At 60.8% G+C, this 16,894-nt stretch carries 14 protein-coding genes; 11 read left to right on the forward strand and 3 right to left on the reverse strand.

The features are described 5' to 3' along the window. Window positions 1-5: 5 nt before the first annotated feature. Window positions 6-695, reverse strand: coding sequence for a glutathione S-transferase family protein (locus tag QWJ46_RS06195; protein WP_302749849.1), 690 nt, complete (start codon window positions 693-695; stop codon window positions 6-8). A 138-nt stretch (window positions 696-833) separates the two neighbouring features. Between QWJ46_RS06195 and QWJ46_RS06200 the strand changes: the two genes are divergently transcribed. The 7 genes from QWJ46_RS06200 (at window position 834) to QWJ46_RS06230 (ending at window position 9,212) form a co-directional block, all read left to right on the forward strand. Beyond that, window positions 834-1,343 carry a DinB family protein gene (locus tag QWJ46_RS06200; RefSeq protein WP_302749851.1) on the forward strand — a complete coding sequence of 170 codons (510 nt, stop codon included), beginning with the start codon at window positions 834-836 and terminating at the stop codon, window positions 1,341-1,343. Between the two features lie 146 nt (window positions 1,344-1,489). After that, on the forward strand, window positions 1,490-2,539 hold the full coding sequence (locus QWJ46_RS06205; protein WP_302749852.1) for a GGDEF domain-containing protein: 1,050 nt from the start codon (window positions 1,490-1,492) through the stop codon (window positions 2,537-2,539). A gap of 110 nt (window positions 2,540-2,649) precedes the next feature. After that, window positions 2,650-4,533, forward strand: coding sequence for an ABC-F family ATP-binding cassette domain-containing protein (locus QWJ46_RS06210; protein ID WP_302749853.1), 1,884 nt, complete (start codon window positions 2,650-2,652; stop codon window positions 4,531-4,533). 128 nt (window positions 4,534-4,661) lie between these two features. Further along, window positions 4,662-5,513, forward strand: a complete 852-nt coding sequence (locus tag QWJ46_RS06215) for a polysaccharide deacetylase family protein (protein ID WP_302749854.1) — start codon at window positions 4,662-4,664, stop codon at window positions 5,511-5,513. Window positions 5,514-5,591: 78 nt separating this feature from the next. Then, entirely contained in the window at window positions 5,592-6,026 is a 435-nt protein-coding gene (locus QWJ46_RS06220; RefSeq protein ID WP_302749856.1) for a hypothetical protein, read from the forward strand. 133 nt (window positions 6,027-6,159) lie between these two features. Next, entirely contained in the window at window positions 6,160-8,199 is a 2,040-nt protein-coding gene (locus tag QWJ46_RS06225; protein ID WP_302749858.1) for a prolyl oligopeptidase family serine peptidase, read from the forward strand. Window positions 8,200-8,288: 89 nt separating this feature from the next. Next, window positions 8,289-9,212 (forward strand): Gfo/Idh/MocA family protein, encoded by a 924-nt coding sequence (locus tag QWJ46_RS06230; protein ID WP_302749860.1) that lies wholly within the window; start codon window positions 8,289-8,291, stop codon window positions 9,210-9,212. Window positions 9,213-9,257: 45 nt separating this feature from the next. On the opposite strand, the gene QWJ46_RS06235 is transcribed toward QWJ46_RS06230, so the two are convergent. Both QWJ46_RS06235 and QWJ46_RS06240 read right to left on the reverse strand, forming a co-directional pair. After that, complete coding sequence (locus QWJ46_RS06235) at window positions 9,258-9,707, reverse strand: DNA polymerase III subunit chi (protein ID WP_302749862.1); 450 nt, start codon at window positions 9,705-9,707, stop codon at window positions 9,258-9,260. After that, window positions 9,704-11,197, reverse strand: a complete 1,494-nt coding sequence (locus QWJ46_RS06240; RefSeq protein ID WP_302749864.1) for a leucyl aminopeptidase — start codon at window positions 11,195-11,197, stop codon at window positions 9,704-9,706. The genes QWJ46_RS06235 and QWJ46_RS06240 overlap by 4 nt, the downstream gene beginning before the upstream one ends. Window positions 11,198-11,340: 143 nt before the next feature. Here QWJ46_RS06240 and QWJ46_RS06245 point away from each other — a divergent pair, with 143 nt between their 5' ends. From QWJ46_RS06245 to QWJ46_RS06260, 4 genes are all read left to right on the forward strand, one after another. Beyond that, window positions 11,341-12,114 carry a phosphatase PAP2 family protein gene (locus QWJ46_RS06245; RefSeq protein WP_302749865.1) on the forward strand — a complete coding sequence of 258 codons (774 nt, stop codon included), beginning with the start codon at window positions 11,341-11,343 and terminating at the stop codon, window positions 12,112-12,114. A gap of 99 nt (window positions 12,115-12,213) precedes the next feature. Further along, window positions 12,214-13,395 (forward strand): LPS export ABC transporter permease LptF, encoded by a 1,182-nt coding sequence (gene lptF, locus QWJ46_RS06250; RefSeq protein ID WP_184453187.1) that lies wholly within the window; start codon window positions 12,214-12,216, stop codon window positions 13,393-13,395. Next, window positions 13,392-14,480 (forward strand): LPS export ABC transporter permease LptG, encoded by a 1,089-nt coding sequence (lptG, locus tag QWJ46_RS06255; protein ID WP_184453189.1) that lies wholly within the window; start codon window positions 13,392-13,394, stop codon window positions 14,478-14,480. The genes lptF and lptG overlap by 4 nt, the downstream gene beginning before the upstream one ends. After that, window positions 14,480-16,810: an LPS-assembly protein LptD gene (locus QWJ46_RS06260; protein WP_302749866.1), complete on the forward strand. Its 2,331-nt coding sequence runs from the start codon at window positions 14,480-14,482 to the stop codon at window positions 16,808-16,810. The genes lptG and QWJ46_RS06260 overlap by 1 nt, the downstream gene beginning before the upstream one ends. Window positions 16,811-16,894: the final 84 nt, after the last annotated feature.

Genomic DNA, 16,894 nt, shown 5'->3' on the forward strand with positions numbered 1-16,894 from the left:
CAATTTCACGCCGCTGTCACAGTCCTGCCGCGGCTTTCGTGAAGATCGAGGCAGCGTTCGAACCAGGCGACGACCGGATCGTCGGCGGCCAGCATGGCCAGCCCTGCGGACACGCGCAGCCATTGCAGCGCGCCGAAGACGATATAATCGGCAAAGAGCGGCGTCTGCCCGCCGATGAAGGGCTGGAACTTCAGCATGTGCCGGAGCGGCTCCAGCTTGGCGCCGAAGGCAGCCTTCTCCGCCTCGCTGTCGGCGGCAAAGACTTCCAGCGGCTTGCCGAGCCTGACCTCGCGGCTCTGACGAAAATAGGCCTTATCGCCTTCGTCCAGGATCGCGTGGATATCGAGAAGGGCAATCCGCATGATTGCCGGGTGGATGATCATCTGCGAATAGCCCTCGACCATGCGCGACAGCGCCTTGCCGCCCTCGCCGTTAAACAGCGACGGCCGCTCGGGATAGGCCTCTTCGAGATAGAGGGCGATAGCAAAACTGTCCGAGATCAGTCGGCCATTATCGTCGAGCACGGGCAGGGTCGACGAGACACCGCCGCCGATTTCGCGGATGCGGGCGTAGGTGGTCGGGATCTCCTCGAAATCGAGCCCCTTATGTGCGAGCGCCATTACCGCCTTCCAGCAATGGGGCGAAAAGAAGCGCCGTTCGTCGGCGCCGCAGAGGGAATAAAGGGCTCTGGTCATGATAATCCTTTCGAGGTCTGATCTGCCTGCATTCGACGACAGAAAGCGAGCGTGATCAAATCAGGAAATTTCATGGCGCCATCACTCGGATTTCTTGGGAAACCGGCTAGACTGCTCCAGCAACGTCAGGGGCAACATATGCTTAGACATTTCAGGATGTTCGCGGCCTATAACCGCTGGGCCAATGACCAAGTCTATGCGGCTGCGGCCGAACTCAGCGAGGCGGAATTCCGCAGCGACCGCGGCGCCTTCTTCGGCTCGCTGCATCGCACGCTCAATCACCTGCTCGTCGCCGACCGAATATGGATGAAGCGCTTTACCGGCAGCGGCGAAGCGCCGGCGACCCTCGATGCCGTGCTTTTCGAAGAGCTGGATGCACTTGCCGCCGCGCGCAAGGCGGAGGACGAACGCATCGTCGCCTGGACGGGTAGTCTCGACGAGGCGAGCCTCGCCGGCGACTTCACGTACCTCCCGGTAACGCAGCCGATCCAGATCACTCAGCCGCTTTCGAGCGCGCTCGCGCACCTCTTCAATCACCAGACGCATCACCGCGGCCAGTGCCACATGACGCTGACGGCGCTTGGCAAACCGAGCCTCGGGCTGGACCTTATCTACTTTCTGCGCAGCGAAGGCCGCGAGTGGATGTGAGGCAGCGGTCTCCATCAAGACTGAATTAACCGCCTTTGCCGGTTCCCATCGCCAATCCGGCGCTTCCCTTCGTAAATTCAGCCTCTCTTAAAAGCTTGCGAGCATAGCAGACGTGAGAGAAATGAGACCGGGCGCGAGGGATCGTCATGCAGAATGCAAGCACAAACGCACTGGTGGCGCGCGAATCCATCCGCCCAGGGCCAATGACGGATATCCAGAAGATCGCGCAGCACATGGCGCGGCTCAACGTCGCCGCGCTGCCGCGCAACTACGAACTCTTTCATGAGGCCATCATCGGGCACAATCCTGGTCTTGCACAGGATATCGCCGCGCTCGGGGCGCAGCCGCAACAGGCGATGCTCGACGAACTCGGACTGAAATACCGCCTGGTCGGCCATTGCGGGCTGGCGGGCGAGACGTCGCGCAACGAGGCCAGCCGGACGCTGCGCGCGGTGGCGGAAAGGCTTGCCGAGGGATTGCGGCACAGAGACGCCTTTGCCCGCGCCTGCGGCACGATCCTGAGATCTGTGGCCGGTCATGAGGACCAGAGCCTTGCCGCCTTCATCGGCGAGGTCGATTACCTCTCCGCCTCGCTTGCAACGGTAATGTCGGCGGAGATGGAAACCGGTGCCAGACTGCAGGACGACATCGACAGGCTGGAAATGTTGGAGCGCGGCATTGCGGCAATGCAATCGGCCACCGTCGCCGACAAGATCACCGGCCTTGCGAACCGCATCGCGCTGAATCGGCAGATCACCGAACTCTATGAACGTGAGGAAGGTGCCGCCGGCAGCGCGCTGATCATGGTCGATATCGACGATTTCACCGAGCTCAACGACAGATACGGCACCCAGGCCGGCAACAAGCTCTTGAAGAAGCTTGCCGCCCTCTTTCGAAAATCGGTGAAGAAGAACGATTTCGTCGCCCGCACCGAGGCCGACGAATTCGCCTTGCTGTTTGCCAATGTCGGTATCCAGGACGCGATTGCTATCGCCGAGCGCCTGCGCGCCTCCGTCGAAGAAAATCTCGTCTTCGCCACCTCCGACAAAGGTGACAGCGGCAGGCTGACCATCTCGGTCGGCGTGGCGCTCAGCGCCGATGCGGCGACACCGGGACAGCTCCAGGCCAACGCCCGCGTCGCGCTGCTTGCCGCGCAATCGAACCGCCGCCTGCCGGTGCAGGCTTTCGGCCGCTGAGGCGTATCATCGCTGTCGGCGCGGACGAGCCTGCTCACCGGGGGACGAGCGAGATCGCCGGGGGATAAGCGGTCTTGCCTTGGCGGGCAGTTTCGGCCAAAACGCCGGCCATGATCACGATTACCGATATTTCCGCCCGCATTGCCGGACGCCTGCTTCTCGACAATGCCAGTCTCTCGCTGCCTTCAGGCGCCAAGGCCGGTCTCGTCGGGCGCAATGGCGCCGGCAAATCCACACTGTTTCGCGTCATCACCGGCGATCTCGGCTCGGAGACCGGGGCAGTGTCGATCCCGAAGGCAGCGCGTATCGGTCAGGTGGCCCAGGAAGCGCCGGGAACCGAGGATTCCCTAATCGAGATCGTGCTTGCCGCCGACAAGGAACGTGCGGCTCTGCTTGCCGAAGCGGAAACGGCAAGCGACCCGCATCGCATCGCCGAAATCCAGATGCGCCTCGTCGATATCGATGCGCATTCGGCTGAAGCGCGGGCTGCGAGCATCCTCGCCGGCCTCGGCTTCGACCAGGCGGCGCAAGCCCGCCCCGCCTCCTCCTTCTCCGGCGGCTGGCGCATGCGCGTGGCACTCGCCGCCGTGCTGTTTGCCGAGCCGGACCTGCTTCTGCTCGATGAGCCGACCAACTACCTCGACCTCGAAGGCACGATGTGGCTGGAGGACTATATCCGCCGCTACCCGCACACGGTCATCATCATCAGCCACGACCGCGATCTCCTGAACAATGCGGTCAATTCCATTGTCCATCTCGACCAGAAGAAGCTCACCTTCTACCGCGGCAATTATGACCAGTTCGAGCGGCAGAAGGCGGAAGCCGACGAGCTGCAGACGAAGGCCAGGGCCAAGAATGAGGCAGCGCGCAAACATCTGCAGAGCTTCATAGACCGCTTCAAGGCCAAGGCTTCTAAGGCTCGGCAGGCACAGTCGCGCGTCAAGGCGCTCGAGCGGATGGGAACGGTCGCCGCCGTCATCGAGGACCATGTGCAGCCAATCACCTTCCCCGAACCGGAGAAACAGCCGGCCTCACCGATCGTCGCAGTCCAGGGCGGCGCGGTCGGCTACGAGCCCGGCAAGCCGATCCTGAAGAACCTCAACCTGCGCATCGATAACGACGATCGCATCGCCCTGCTCGGCTCGAACGGCAACGGCAAGTCGACCTTCGCCAAATTCATCTCGGGGCGACTGTCGCCGGAGAGCGGCGAAGTAAAGCTCGCACCGAGCCTGAAGATCGGTTTCTTCGCCCAGCATCAGCTCGATGACCTGATCCCCGAGCAGTCTGCCGTGGAACATGTGCGCCGGCTGATGCCGGCCGAGCCGGAGGCCAAGGTGCGCGCCCGCGTTGCACAGATGGGGCTGGCGACCGAAAAGATGGCTACCGCCGCCAAAGATCTTTCTGGCGGCGAGAAGGCACGCCTGCTGATGGGGCTTGCCGCCTTCCATGCGCCAAACCTGCTGATCCTCGACGAGCCGACCAACCATCTCGACATCGATAGCCGCCGTGCTCTGATCGAGGCGCTGAACGATTACAACGGCGCGGTGATCCTGATCTCGCACGACCGCCACCTCATTGAGGCGACCGTCGACCGGCTGTGGCTGGTCAACGGCGGCACTGTCACCACCTTCGAAGGCGACATGGACGAGTACCGCGACCTCATCGTCAGTTCCGGTAAGAAAAAGGAAGATAGGCCGCAGACCAGCGACGATACGACCTCGAAGGCCGACCAGCGCAAGCTCAATGCGGAAAGACGCGCCTCACTGACGCCGCTGAAGAAAAAGATCAACGAAATCGAATCCTTGACGGCCAAGCTGGAGAAACAGATTCAGGCTCTTGATGCGGAACTTGCGGATCCGGCCCTTTATGAGAAGACGCCTGCCAAAGCCGCCGAAAAGGCAAAACAGCGCGGCGAGGCCGCGGCAAAACTCATGGCTGCCGAGGAAGAATGGCTGATGCTGTCGTCCGAATATGAAGAGGCAATGGCAGGATAGCCACAGTCTTCGAGGAAATGCGGCGGACTGCCACGCGTTAACGAGAATTCCTGCCGATCTCAACCGATCGTTAACCATAATTCGAAAGGTTGTCTCAACATTCATTACTGATTTGTTGAGCCCTTTCCATGCATCGGTTTTTCGTTCTTTCCTGCATCGCCCTTGCGGCCGCCCTCTCCGCCTGCAGCACGACCAGACAATCCCCCGACACCTCGATCAAAACCGCCTCGGTGGTTGCGCCCGAGGGGCGGCCGCCTTCCGGCAAGCCCGCCAAGGATGATGATGCAACGCCGCTCTTCGTCGGCCCGCATCACCTTTCCGGCAGGACGCTGGAGATCTCCTCGCTCGCCGATCTCAAGCTCAACGACAAGGAAGTGATCCTGAGCTTCGACGATGGCCCGATCCCCGGCCGGACGGACAAAGTACTGGCGATCCTCGACCAGTTCGGTGTCAAGGGCGCCTTCATGATGGTCGGCGAGATGGCCGAGATGCATCCGGCGCTGGCGCGCAAGGTGGCGATGGAGGGCAATGCGATCGGCAGTCACACCTATGACCATGCCAATTTGACTGCGCTGAGCTTCGATGCGGCCATGGACGAGGTGGTCAAGGGCGAACTCGCGGTGACCACGGCGACGGGAACAGACGTCTCGTTCTTCCGCTTCCCCTATCTCGCCGAGAGCCAGAGGCTGCGCGCCGCCATCGCCATGCGCGACATGGTCGTCATGGATGTCGACATCGACAGCAAAGACTATTTCACCAGCACACCCATGTCCGTGACGCAGCGGACGATGAACCTGCTGCACAAGCGCGGCCACGGCATCGTTCTGATGCACGACATCCATAAGCGCACCGCGACGATGCTGCCGACTCTGCTTTCGAAACTCGAAGCCGAAGGCTACAAAGTCGTGACGCTGAAGTTCAAGAAGCCGGAGGTACCGAACGACCTCGTCGCCTCGGCCGATTTCATAGCGACCCGCTAAGAAATGCCTTTTCGGCGAGTGTTGACCAGACCGCAACGCCGGTACTTTTAGTCGACAGGATGTTAGAAGGAGAGTGGTTTGTTTCGCTATCTCTGTGGCGCGTTATTCGCTTCCGCGCCGCTCGCTGCCGCCCATGCTGAGTCTGCAAATTTCTGCAGAAACAGTTTCAACCCGAACGAAGCAGTCGAGACCCGATTCATGGGACTTGAATACGCGCTTATCGCTCATGTTCTCGCGGAAAGATATTGCGGAGCAGAACCGAGGCCGATGGGTCCCCGATTTCTAGGGTATATCGAGAAGCAGGGATGCGACTCAGGAACTGAGATCTACAAAGACGTCGAGGCAGCTATCGCAAAAATGGAGGGCGCAGGCCTGAAACTGCTCGCTCAAAATGGAAACCCCAAGTTAACGATGTCCGACGAACAAGTGCAGGAATGGGCATCGACTGCTACGAAAGAGCTTGGAGGATGCGACACGCTGAAAAAGGCTCATGACGCCGAACTTGGACAGTAAACACTCCATGTGAGCGCGCTCGCTTGCCAGGGATGAGCCACTTGGAAGTCAGAGCGTGAAGCAGAAAACCGCTCACGTTTATCCGCATCATGCGCTAAATCTATGCAAAATCAACGAAGCCGGCAGCTCAGACATGAACCTTCATCTCGAAACGGACGAAGATCCACGCACCCGCCAGTTCATCGCCGAACATAATGCGCTCTCCGACGCGGCATTGAGAACGCCGCAATTTGCCGAAGATCGCGACGCGATCAAAGCGCTGATCGAGCGGCAGGACAGGCTGATCGTGCCGATGCGTCGCGGGGGATGGCTGTTCGACTTTCGCCAGTCCAAGGATAATCCGCTTGGCCTCTGGCTGCGCCTGCCGGCCGACCAGCCGCCGTTGCCCGATGCCACCTGGGAGCCGGTGTTCGATCTTGACGCCTTTTGCCTCGACCAAGGGAAGCGCTGGAGCTGGCGGGGCGCCGTCACCTGCCCGTGGGAGCCGACGCGCGTCCTGCTGATGCTTTCGGACGGCGGCTCCGACCTCATCCGTCTGCTCGAATTCGACGCCGAGCGCAAACAGATCGTGAAGGGCGGTTTCGACACGCCCGCCGCGCGGTCACATGCTACGTGGCTCAGCCGCGACGAGATCTGTTATTTCGGCTCGATCGACCGATTTTCGGCGACCCGCTCGGGATGGCCGCGCGTCGGGCGGCGGTTGAAGCGCGGGCAGCGGCCGGAAGATGCCGCCATCATGTTCGAAGCCGCCGATGAGGATGTCTATGGCTTCAACCTCGTCATCGACCCTGCCCTCCCGGGCGCTTCGGCCGATGCCGGACTGATCGACATTTTCGTCGCCAGCCACGAAATCGGTGTGGCGAGCGCTTTCCTCATCGCCGATGATGGCGCGCAACGGCACATCGATCTGCCCAAGGAGGCAGATTTTCAGTTCAATCATAATCATTGCCTCTGGCGGGCAAAGACCGACGAGCGCGTTGCGACCGGCAGCCTCGTGCTACAATCCTTCGATCCCGCCTCGCAGGCGCTGCTCGGGCCGGAACGGATCCTGTTTCAGCCTGGTGAGGGCCAGTCGATTTCGCAGATGATGCTGATGCGCGAATGGTGCGTCTTCATCGTTTCCGACCGGCTGCGGCCGCGTCTTCTGGTGCTCGACCTGACACAGCCCGATGCCGAACAGCGGGAAATCGTGCTGCCGGCGGAGATGCAGACGGCTTATGTCAGGCCGCTCCATGCGGATCTGCATCTTGGCGACGACACGCTTCACATCGTCGGCCAGGGTTTCCTGCAGCCGCCGACCTGCTACCGCCTCGAACTCTCCGATCGCAGCAGGGAGCCGGAGCCGATCTTCATAGCGGCGGCGCCGAGCTATTTCGATGCGAGCGATATGTCGTCGGAACTGCTGGAGGCTGTGTCCGAGGACGGGACCAGGGTCGCTTACCGACTGGTGCTGCCGCAACGGTGGGCCAAGGGCGCACTGCCGGTGCTGATCTACGGCTATGGCGGCTTCGACGTCTCGCTGTCGCCGAGCTATTCCGGGGTTACGGGACGCTGGCTGGAGCAAGGCGGCGCCTATGTGCAGGCCTATATCCGCGGCGGCGGCGAATTCGGCCCTGACTGGTATCGCAGCGCCAAGCGGCAGGGGCGAGACCGGGCCTTTGCCGATTTCGTCGCCATCGCCCGCGATCTCGTCGCTCGCGGTTACACCGTGCCATCGCGGATCGCCTGTCAGGGCGGCAGCAATGGCGGCCTGCTGACGGGTGTGATGCTGACGCGCTACCCGCAGGATTTCGGCGCGGTCTGGTGCCAGGTGCCGGTGCTCGACATGACACGCTTCCACCTGTTCAGCGCCGGCCAGGCGTGGATAGACGAATATGGCGATCCGGAGACGCCGGCGGACCGGGAATTCATGCTCGGCTATTCGCCGTTTCACAATATCAGGCCGGCCGGCGAGATCACTTATCCGCCGATCTATATTGAAAGCTCCAGCAATGACGACCGCGTGCACCCCTCGCATGCGCGCCGTTTTGCCGCGCGGCTGGAGGAAGAAGGACATCAGCTGCTCTTCCACGAATTCGGCTTGGGCGGGCATGGCGGCGACGGCAGTTCCGAGGAGCGCGCCGCCCGCGCCGCGATGGGTTACAGCTTCCTTCGCGAGACCATCATGCGATAGGATAGAGGGGCAGAGCTTGTCGGCGCTCTTCTTTCTGCTACAACAGGCTCAATAAATCATACTTTTCATACAGGCACGAGCGAAACACCATGTCCCCTATCAATCTCGCCATCGTCGGCGTCGGCAAGATCGTCCGCGACCAGCACCTTCCTTCCATCGCCAAGAACCCGGATTTCAAGCTCGTCGCCACGGCAAGCCGTCACGGCACGATCGAAGGCATAAACAGCTACACCACGATTGACGCGATGCTCGACGCCGAGCCCACGATCGATGCCGTTTCGCTCTGCATGCCGCCGCAATACCGCTATGAAGCCGCCTATAAGGCGCTCGTTGCCGGCAAGCATGTCTTCCTGGAAAAGCCGCCGGGTGCAACGCTGAGCGAAGTGGCCGACCTCGAGGCGCTGGCAAACAAGCAGGGGGCATCGCTCTTTGCCAGCTGGCATTCGCGTTATGCGCCGGCCGTCGAAGCCGCCAAAGCGTTTCTTGCCTCGACGACGATCAAAAGCGTGCATGTGATCTGGAAAGAGGATGTCCGCCACTGGCATCCGAACCAGGAGTGGATCTGGCAGGCCGGTGGCCTCGGCGTTTTCGATCCCGGCATCAATGCGCTGTCGATTGTCACTCATATCCTGCCGCGGCTTTTCATCACCGGGGCCGTGCTGGAATTTCCGGAAAATCGTGATGCGCCGATCGCCGCCGATATCCACTTCCGCGATGCAGACGGCCTGCCGGTTCATGCCGAATTCGACTGGCGCCAGACCGGCAAGCAGAGCTGGGACATCGTCGCGGAAACGGCAGCCGGCCAAATGGTCCTCTCCGAGGGCGGCGCCAAGCTTTCCATCAACGGTAAGCTGACATTCGCCGAACCGGAACAGGAATATCCCTCGCTCTATCGCCGCTTTGCCGAAATCATCAAGGCGGGCAAATCGGATGTCGATCTCGCCCCCCTGCGCCACGTCGCCGATGCTTTCATGCTCGGAAAGCGGAAATTCGTCGAGGCCTTCCACGACTGAGTCATTTGAGGTCCTTGCCGGTCGGCTCCGACGGCAAGGACCCGCTCAAGCCTTCTTCTCCCACCGCCCTTCCGGCGTCTGCTGCCAATAGGTGAGGTTATGCCCCTCGCCTTTCAGCTTCTTCCATTGCATGCGGGCGCCTTCCAGCTGCTCCTGGTCGTGGCCGTCGAACATGAAGACGACGCGCTCATAGGCATCGGCCGGCGGCGGCTCGGCGCCGTCGACGATGAAACGCACGGTCGCCGCATTGGCATTGTCCGACGTGACCGTCAAAAGCACCGGCTGGTTTTCGGCAAAATCGCCTTCGTCGATCCCATGCGGCAGGAAACTCTCCTCGCGAAACGTCCAAAGATGCGCATCGAGTGCATCGCGCCGCGCGGCCTCGCTCGTCTGGACGACGACGCGCCAGCCGCGCTCGATGCTTTTGTCGAGGAGCGGCGGAAGCGCGTCTTCCAGCCTGGTTTCGGTCAGATGATAGAAGAGAACGTCGGTCATCGGGATTCATGATGGGCGCGAACGAGCTCGTCGAGCAGGCGCACGCCGAAACCGGAACCCCAGGACTGGTTGATCTCATCCTGCGGCGAGCCCATCGCCGTGCCGGCAATGTCGAGGTGCGCCCAGGGCGTGTCCTGCACGAAGCGTTTGAGGAAATGCGCCGCGGTGATCGAGCCGGCCTGACGGCCGCCGGTGTTCTTCATGTCGGCGAATTTGCTGTCGATCAGCTTGTCATAATCCTTGCCGAGTGGCATCCGCCAGAGTTTCTCGTTTGTGGAAAGGCCGGCCGTCGTCAGCTGGGCGGAAAGCTGGTCGTCATTGGAGAACAGGCCGGCATGCACGTTGCCAAGCGCCACGACGATTGCGCCGGTCAGGGTGGCCAGATTGATCATGAACTGCGGCTTGAAGCGATCATTGCAATACCAGAGCGCATCGCAAAGCACGAGGCGACCTTCGGCATCGGTGTTGATCACCTCGATCGTCTGGCCGGACATTGAGGTGACGATGTCGCCCGGACGCTGGGCGTTACCATCGGGCATATTCTCGACCAGGCCGATGATGCCGACGGCGTTGACGGCCGCCTTGCGGGCGGCGAGCACATGCATCAGGCCGGTCACGGCTGCGGCGCCGCCCATATCCCCCTTCATGTCCTCCATGCCGGCGGCCGGCTTGATCGAAATGCCGCCGGTATCGAATACGACGCCCTTGCCGACGAAGGCGACGGGACGGTCCTTGCTCTTGCCGCCCTTCCACTGCATGACCGCCAGACGCGGCGGGCGCACGGAGCCCTGAGCGACGCCGAGCAGCGCGCCCATGCCGAGACGGCGCATTTCCTTCTCGGTCAGGATTTCCACCTCGACGCCGAGCTTTTCCAGTTCCTTCGCCCTGGCAGCGAATTCGACAGGTCCAAGCGCGTTCGGCGGTTCATTGACAAGGTCACGGGCGAGATTGACGCCGCCGGCGATCGCTTCGGAATCGGAAAACGCCTTTTTGGCGCCGGCCGCATCGGCGGTGATGATCGTCACCTTGACCAATTTTGTCGGCTTCTCCTCGTCGTCGTTCTTCTTTGTCTTGTAGGCATCGAAGCTATAGGCGCGCAGCAGCATGCCAAGCGCGAAATCGGCGGCGGCGCGTGCGTTCGCCTCAAGGCCTGGCACGTCGATGAAGATGGCGGCCTTGTCAGTATTCTTGATTTTCGATGCCGCAGCGCCGCCGGCCTTCAGCCAGTCATGGGCGGCGAGTTCGCCGGCCTTGCCAAGCCCGATGACGACGATGCGATCGACGGGTGCGCCTTCCGGGGCGATAATATCGAGCGCGGCCGTGGATTTCGCGGAGAATCGGGCAATCTTCGCAGCCTTGGCGATCACGCCTGCCGGATCAGCCGTGTCGGCGCCTGCGGCGCTGTCGGCCTCGGCAGTCTTCAACAGGATCGCGAGCCCGCCATTGAGCTTTACCGACTTCGAGAATGAAATTTCGAACTTTGCTGACATGTCTTCTCCGCTGGGATTCTTGAAATCCGTCCCTGGCGGATAATTTCGCGTTTGGCGGGTCTGTCAATGGCTCGCGACACTTGTTATGGTCGCCCGCGGCTGTCCAGGCCCTCATGTTTTCGTCAATTTTGCAGATAATCGCGTTGACAGTTTTTTCGAAAAATCGATGGCGGAGACCGGTGATCCGCCTGCCGAATACGACTTTCGGTGCATTCCTGCTTCTGTTCTGGGCGTGGTGGGCGCTGCTTGCCATCTTTCGCGCCTTCCCTGGAATAGACATTTATTTTTCCCAGCTTTTTTTCGTGGGCGCAAATTGTGACGCGACTGCCGCTGCCGGGAGCATCTGCGGCGGCTTTCCCTATCGCGACTCGGGGAATTTCGACCTGCTGCGAACCATCTTCTTCCGCCTGCCCTATGTCGTGGCGATCGTCATGGCGTGGAAACTGATCGAATGTTACCAGCAGCACGGCGCGACCTTCAACGCCGAGCGGGCGCGCAAGCTCAAAGTCGCGCTCGGAACGATGCTGATCGGGCCGGTGCTGCTCGTCAATGTTATCCTGAAGGAACATTGGGGTCGGCCGCGGCCGGTGCAGACGGATATTTTCGGCGGGAGCCTGCATTTTGTCGAGGCCGGCTCGCTTGCCGGCAAATGCGTGTCGAACTGCTCCTTCGTCTCCGGCGAGGCGGCGAGCGCTGGATGGCTGTTCTGCCTTCTGCTCTTCATCCCGAAATCGCTGCGTTATGCGCTGGTGCCGCCCGTCGCCGCGATCTCGATCCTGACACCGGCCATGCGGCTATCCTTCGGCGCGCATTATCTTTCCGACGTGACGCTCGGATGGCTCTCCTCGCTTGTCGTCTTCGCCGCGCTGCTGGCGCTAACTGAGTCGCAACAGGGCCAAAAAAATTCTGAAATTTGAATGAATTTTTGACACCTGCTTGTCGCAAAAGCGCGACAAAGAGCGTAGAGGGATTCTCCTGCAAGCCGTTTGGGCGTGCAGGTGCTTTCAAGGGCCGGCATGAAACTACTCGAGACATACATATTGCGGCGCGTCGGCCAGATGTTTCTCGTGGCGCTCCTGCCCGTGCTGGCGATCATTTGGACGACACAGGTTCTGCAGCGCATCAACCTCGTCACCGACAGCGGCCAGTCGATCGGCTCGTTCGCCAAGCTCGCGACGATGATCCTGCCGTCGATCATTCCCGTGGTGCTGCCTTTCGCCCTCGTCATCGCCATCACCCAGACGCTGACGACGATGAACAACGATTCCGAGCTGACCGTCATCGACGCGGCCGGGGCACGGCGCACTATTCTGGTCCGGCCGATCCTGCTGCTTGCCGCCGTCATCAGCGTCTTTTCCTTTTTCGTCGACAACATCGTCGAGCCGCGGGCAAAGACCGTGGCGCGTCAGATGATCGCCGAAACCTACGCCGATCTCCTCTCCTCGGTCATCGAGGAAAAGACCTTCCGCAAGCTCGACGAGGGTCTTTATGTGCAGATCTCGCAGCGCCTGGCGGGGCGCATGCTGAAGGGCCTGTTCGTCGCCGACGAGCGGGACCCGGCCTACGAGCTGATCTATTATGCCAAGGAAGGCGCCGTCGACGATACCGGCACGACGCTGATCATGCACGACGGCGAGGTGCATCGCAAAACGCCCGACGGCAACGTCTCGGTCATCAATTTCGATTCCTATTCCTTCGACCTCTCCGACATGACGGAGAGCCGCGGTCAGGCGACGCTGAAAGCCAGCGATCGTGACTTGTGGTTCCTGTTCAATCCGGATCCGAACGATAAGGACTATACGATCCGCCCCCAGAGCTACCGCGCCGAACTGCATCGACGGCTGACGGACTGGATCCTGCCTGTCGTCTTTGCACTGTTTTCGCTGGCGATCGCCGGCGATGCGCGCTCGCACCGGGAAGCGCGGCTGCATCCGATGGTGAGCGCGCTCGGCTATGCTTTCGCGCTACGATGGGCTGCCTTCTACGCGGCAAACCAAATCGACACCGATCCGGAATATATCGCAGTTCTCTACGCCATTCCGATCGTCAGCAGCATCATCTCGATCATCTTTCTCGGCCTGCACAAGCGGCTGGTCATGCCTTCGTTCGTCTGGGACGGGATATCGGCTTCCTGGAGACGCATGCAGGAAAGACTGCTTACCGCGACCAGCAGGTCCGGCGGGGGCGCGGCCCAATGATGTTCGGGACATTGTCGCGTTATTTCTTTCGCCGTTACCTGGCGACGACCTGCTGGTTTCTGATCGGCGTATCGGCGATCGCCTTCCTGCTTGATTTCAGCGAGACGGCGGGACGCATGTCCGGCCTGCCCGGCTACACGATCGGCGGCGGCATCGTGATGACCGCCGTGCGCCTGCCGCTCATCCTGCAGCAGACAATCCCCTTCGTCGCCCTCTTCGTCGGCATGACGGTGCTGATCGGCCTCAATCGGAAATATGAGCTCGTGGTCACGCGCGCGGCCGGCATCTCTGTCTGGCAGTTCATGTTTCCCTTCATCGCGGGCTCAATTGCGCTCGGCGTGCTGACGATGACGGCGCTCAACCCGCTTGCCGCCTGGGGACAGCGTCAGGCGCTGCTGGTCGAGTCCGACTGGCGTGGCGAAAACGCAGTTCTGCGCAAGGCGCCGCAGATCCCGTGGCTCCGCCAGATCAGCGGCCGCGACGACGTCATCATCGGCGCCCAGACGGTCCAGGAGAACGGAACCAAGCTGATCGACGCCGTATTGATCCATTTCGATTCAAGCGGTCGAGTCATTCTGAGACAGGATGCCGCCACGGCGAAGTTGGAAGATGGTTACTGGCAGCTTAACGGCGTCGTCGAGCGCAAGCCTGGCGAAATCCCGCTGCGCAAAACTTCGGTCCAACTTCGCACCAATCTGAAACAGGATTTCGTTCAGGAGCGGCTGACAGCGCCGGAAACAATTGGTTTCTTTGACCTTTCCAATCGCATTGCGGCGGCCAAATCCTTCGGCATCTCGACCAAGGCCTTGGAGACGCAATTCAACTCCCTGTTGTCTCAGCCATTGCTGCTGGTGGCCATGACTCTCATTGCTGCAACAGTGTCCCTAAAATTTAGCCGGTTCAACCAATCCCGCTCCGTGATTCTGGGTGGAATCCTGTCAGGCTTCATGCTTTATGTCATCACCGTGCTTGTTAAAGCATTCGGAAGCAGTGGAGTCGTGCCTCCCTTCGTGGCGACGTGGATACCGGTCGTCGTCGCGTTGGCCTTGGGCGCGACTATTTTGCTTCATCAGGAGGACGGCTAGTGGCGGTAGGCGACCGCAAGTATTTTAGTAAACAGTTGGTTGCCCTGCTTGTCGGTGCGGCTCTATGTTCCTATTTCGGCAGCGCCCCGGCCTCCTATGGCCAGGCCAGCACGCCTGAACAAAATATCGAGAATAAGATTCCCGAAGGGGCCAAGCTTCTGCTTTCGGCCAACGAACTCGTCTATAACCGTGACGCCGAACTTGTGTCGGCGATCGGCGGCGTGCAGATCAACTATGGCGGCTACAAAATGGTCGCCCAGAAGGTCGAGTACAATCAGAAGACCGGTCGGATGATGGCGCTCGGCAATGTCGAGCTCGTCAGTCCGGACGGCAACCGCATCTATGCCGACAACCTAGACGTGACCGACAATTTCGCCGACGGGTTCCTGAACTCGCTGCGCATCGAAACCGCCGACAATACCCGTATCGTCGCCGAAAGCGGCGAGCGGGTCGGCGGCACGAAGATGATTCTCAACAAGGGCGTCTATACCGCCTGCCTTCCCTGCGCCGAAGATCCGAAGCGCGCACCCTTCTGGCAGGTCAAGGCCAAGCGCGTGATCCAGAACGGCGAGACCCATACGATCCGCCTGGAGCGGGCGCGTTTCGAACTACTCGGTTACCCGATTGCCTTCGTGCCATTCATCGAGGTTCCCGACAATACGGTGAAGCGCAAGTCCGGCTTTCTGTTCCCGACGATGAGCCTGTCGCAGAACCTCGGCTTCGGTCTTTCCATTCCTTATTATTATGTGATCTCGCCGAGCATGGATGCGACGGTCACGGCGACCGGCTACACGGCCCAGGGCTTCCTCGTCGAAGGCGAATTTCGTCAGCGCTTCGAGAACGGCACGCATATCCTGCGCGTCGCCGGCATCGATCAGGCAAAGCCGGGCAATTTCAGCTCCGGCACCAGCGATGCCGAAGCCGAGCAGCGCGGCATGGTGGCGTCAAAGGCGGAGTTCCGCATCAATCCGCGCTGGACGTTCGGCTGGGACGTCATGGTGCAGAGCGACAACAATTTCTCGAAAACCTACAAGCTGCGCGGCTTGAGCGGCACCGATCGCACGAACCAGATCTACCTGACGGGGCTTGGGAAACGGAATTATTTCGACATGCGGGCGTTTTATTTCGACGTCCAGGATGCCGATCGGACGAACACGGCCGAAAAGCAGCAGGCCATCGTCTATCCCGCGCTTGATTATCACTATGTCGCGCCTCAGCCGCTTGCAGGCGGCGAACTTTCTGCGGACGTCAACCTGACGAATATTTCGCGCACACACGACGACTTCTATACCGTCGACGGATTCGACCGGTTCCGCGGCCTGAAGGGCCAGACTTCGCGCCTGACGGCCGAACTTCAATGGAAACGCACCTATGTCACGCCGACCGGTCTGGTGATCACGCCGCTTCTGGCAGCGCGCGGCGACGCTTTCGCGTTGAACATGAATGACCCCACAGGTTACGCCGGCAATTATCTTGACGACGAATCCGCCACCCGCTCGATGTTCACCGCCGGGCTGGAGATGCGGTATCCGATCCTGATGACGACTGATAACAGCACGCATATTCTGGAGCCGATCGTCCAGATCTATGCGCGCCCCGACGAGCAGCTCGCCGGCCGGCTGCCGAACGAGGATGCACAAAGTTTCGTTTTCGATGCCACCTCGCTCTTCGACCGCGATAAATTCTCAGGTTACGACCGCGTCGAAGGCGGCACCCGCGCCAATGTCGGCTTCCAGTATACCGGGACGTTCGACAGCGGTTACAAGCTGCACGGCATTTTCGGCCAGTCCTATCAGATCGCCGGCCAGAACTCGTTCGCGACCGATGACCTCGTCAATGTCGGCGCGGATTCGGGCCTCGAAACCGACCGCTCCGATTATGTCGGACTCGGCGGCGTCGAAACGCCGTACGGTGTTTCCGTTGCGGCCTCCTACCGGCTCGACGAGAAGGATTTCGAGTTTCGCCGTGGCGACCTGACGACAGCCTACCAGAACGACACCTTCCAGACGCAGGTGACTTACACGCATCTCAGCGCCCAGCCGGCCTATGGCTTCGCCGAGGACAACGACGAGATCCAGACCAGCAGCAAGGTCAAGTTCAAGGACTATTGGTCGATCTTCGGCGGCATCGCCTGGGATCTGAACAACGATGTGATCAGCCGCCGGACACTCGGCCTTTCCTATGAGGACGAATGCACGATCTTCACGATCGCCTATACGGATAGCAGGGATTCCGACGACGAGTCGGCAAGCGACTGGACGATCGGCGCGCGGCTGACGTTCCGCACGCTCGGCGACATCAAGATCGGCTCCGACACTCTCTCCAACTAGCCGGCGGACGGCGTAAACATGGCCTCAAGTCATTCTTTCGCCGTAAGCCTGTGCAGGACATTGCCGCCAGTCGATATCCGAGGC

It is taken from the genome of Rhizobium sp. CBN3 (assembly GCF_030518245.1).
GTDB lineage: Bacteria > Pseudomonadota > Alphaproteobacteria > Rhizobiales > Rhizobiaceae > Rhizobium > Rhizobium aethiopicum_A.

Coding starts and splice junctions, on each gene's coding strand:
- QWJ46_RS06195 (WP_302749849.1), bottom strand. CDS start 695: ATGACCAGAGCCCTTTATTCCCTCTGCGGCGCCGACGAACGGCGCTTC.
- QWJ46_RS06200 (WP_302749851.1), top strand. CDS start 834: ATGCTTAGACATTTCAGGATGTTCGCGGCCTATAACCGCTGGGCCAAT.
- QWJ46_RS06205 (WP_302749852.1), top strand. CDS start 1,490: ATGCAGAATGCAAGCACAAACGCACTGGTGGCGCGCGAATCCATCCGC.
- QWJ46_RS06210 (WP_302749853.1), top strand. CDS start 2,650: ATGATCACGATTACCGATATTTCCGCCCGCATTGCCGGACGCCTGCTT.
- QWJ46_RS06215 (WP_302749854.1), top strand. CDS start 4,662: ATGCATCGGTTTTTCGTTCTTTCCTGCATCGCCCTTGCGGCCGCCCTC.
- QWJ46_RS06225 (WP_302749858.1), top strand. CDS start 6,160: ATGAACCTTCATCTCGAAACGGACGAAGATCCACGCACCCGCCAGTTC.
- QWJ46_RS06230 (WP_302749860.1), top strand. CDS start 8,289: ATGTCCCCTATCAATCTCGCCATCGTCGGCGTCGGCAAGATCGTCCGC.
- QWJ46_RS06235 (WP_302749862.1), bottom strand. CDS start 9,707: ATGACCGACGTTCTCTTCTATCATCTGACCGAAACCAGGCTGGAAGAC.
- QWJ46_RS06240 (WP_302749864.1), bottom strand. CDS start 11,197: ATGTCAGCAAAGTTCGAAATTTCATTCTCGAAGTCGGTAAAGCTCAAT.
- lptF (WP_184453187.1), top strand. CDS start 12,214: ATGAAACTACTCGAGACATACATATTGCGGCGCGTCGGCCAGATGTTT.
- lptG (WP_184453189.1), top strand. CDS start 13,392: ATGATGTTCGGGACATTGTCGCGTTATTTCTTTCGCCGTTACCTGGCG.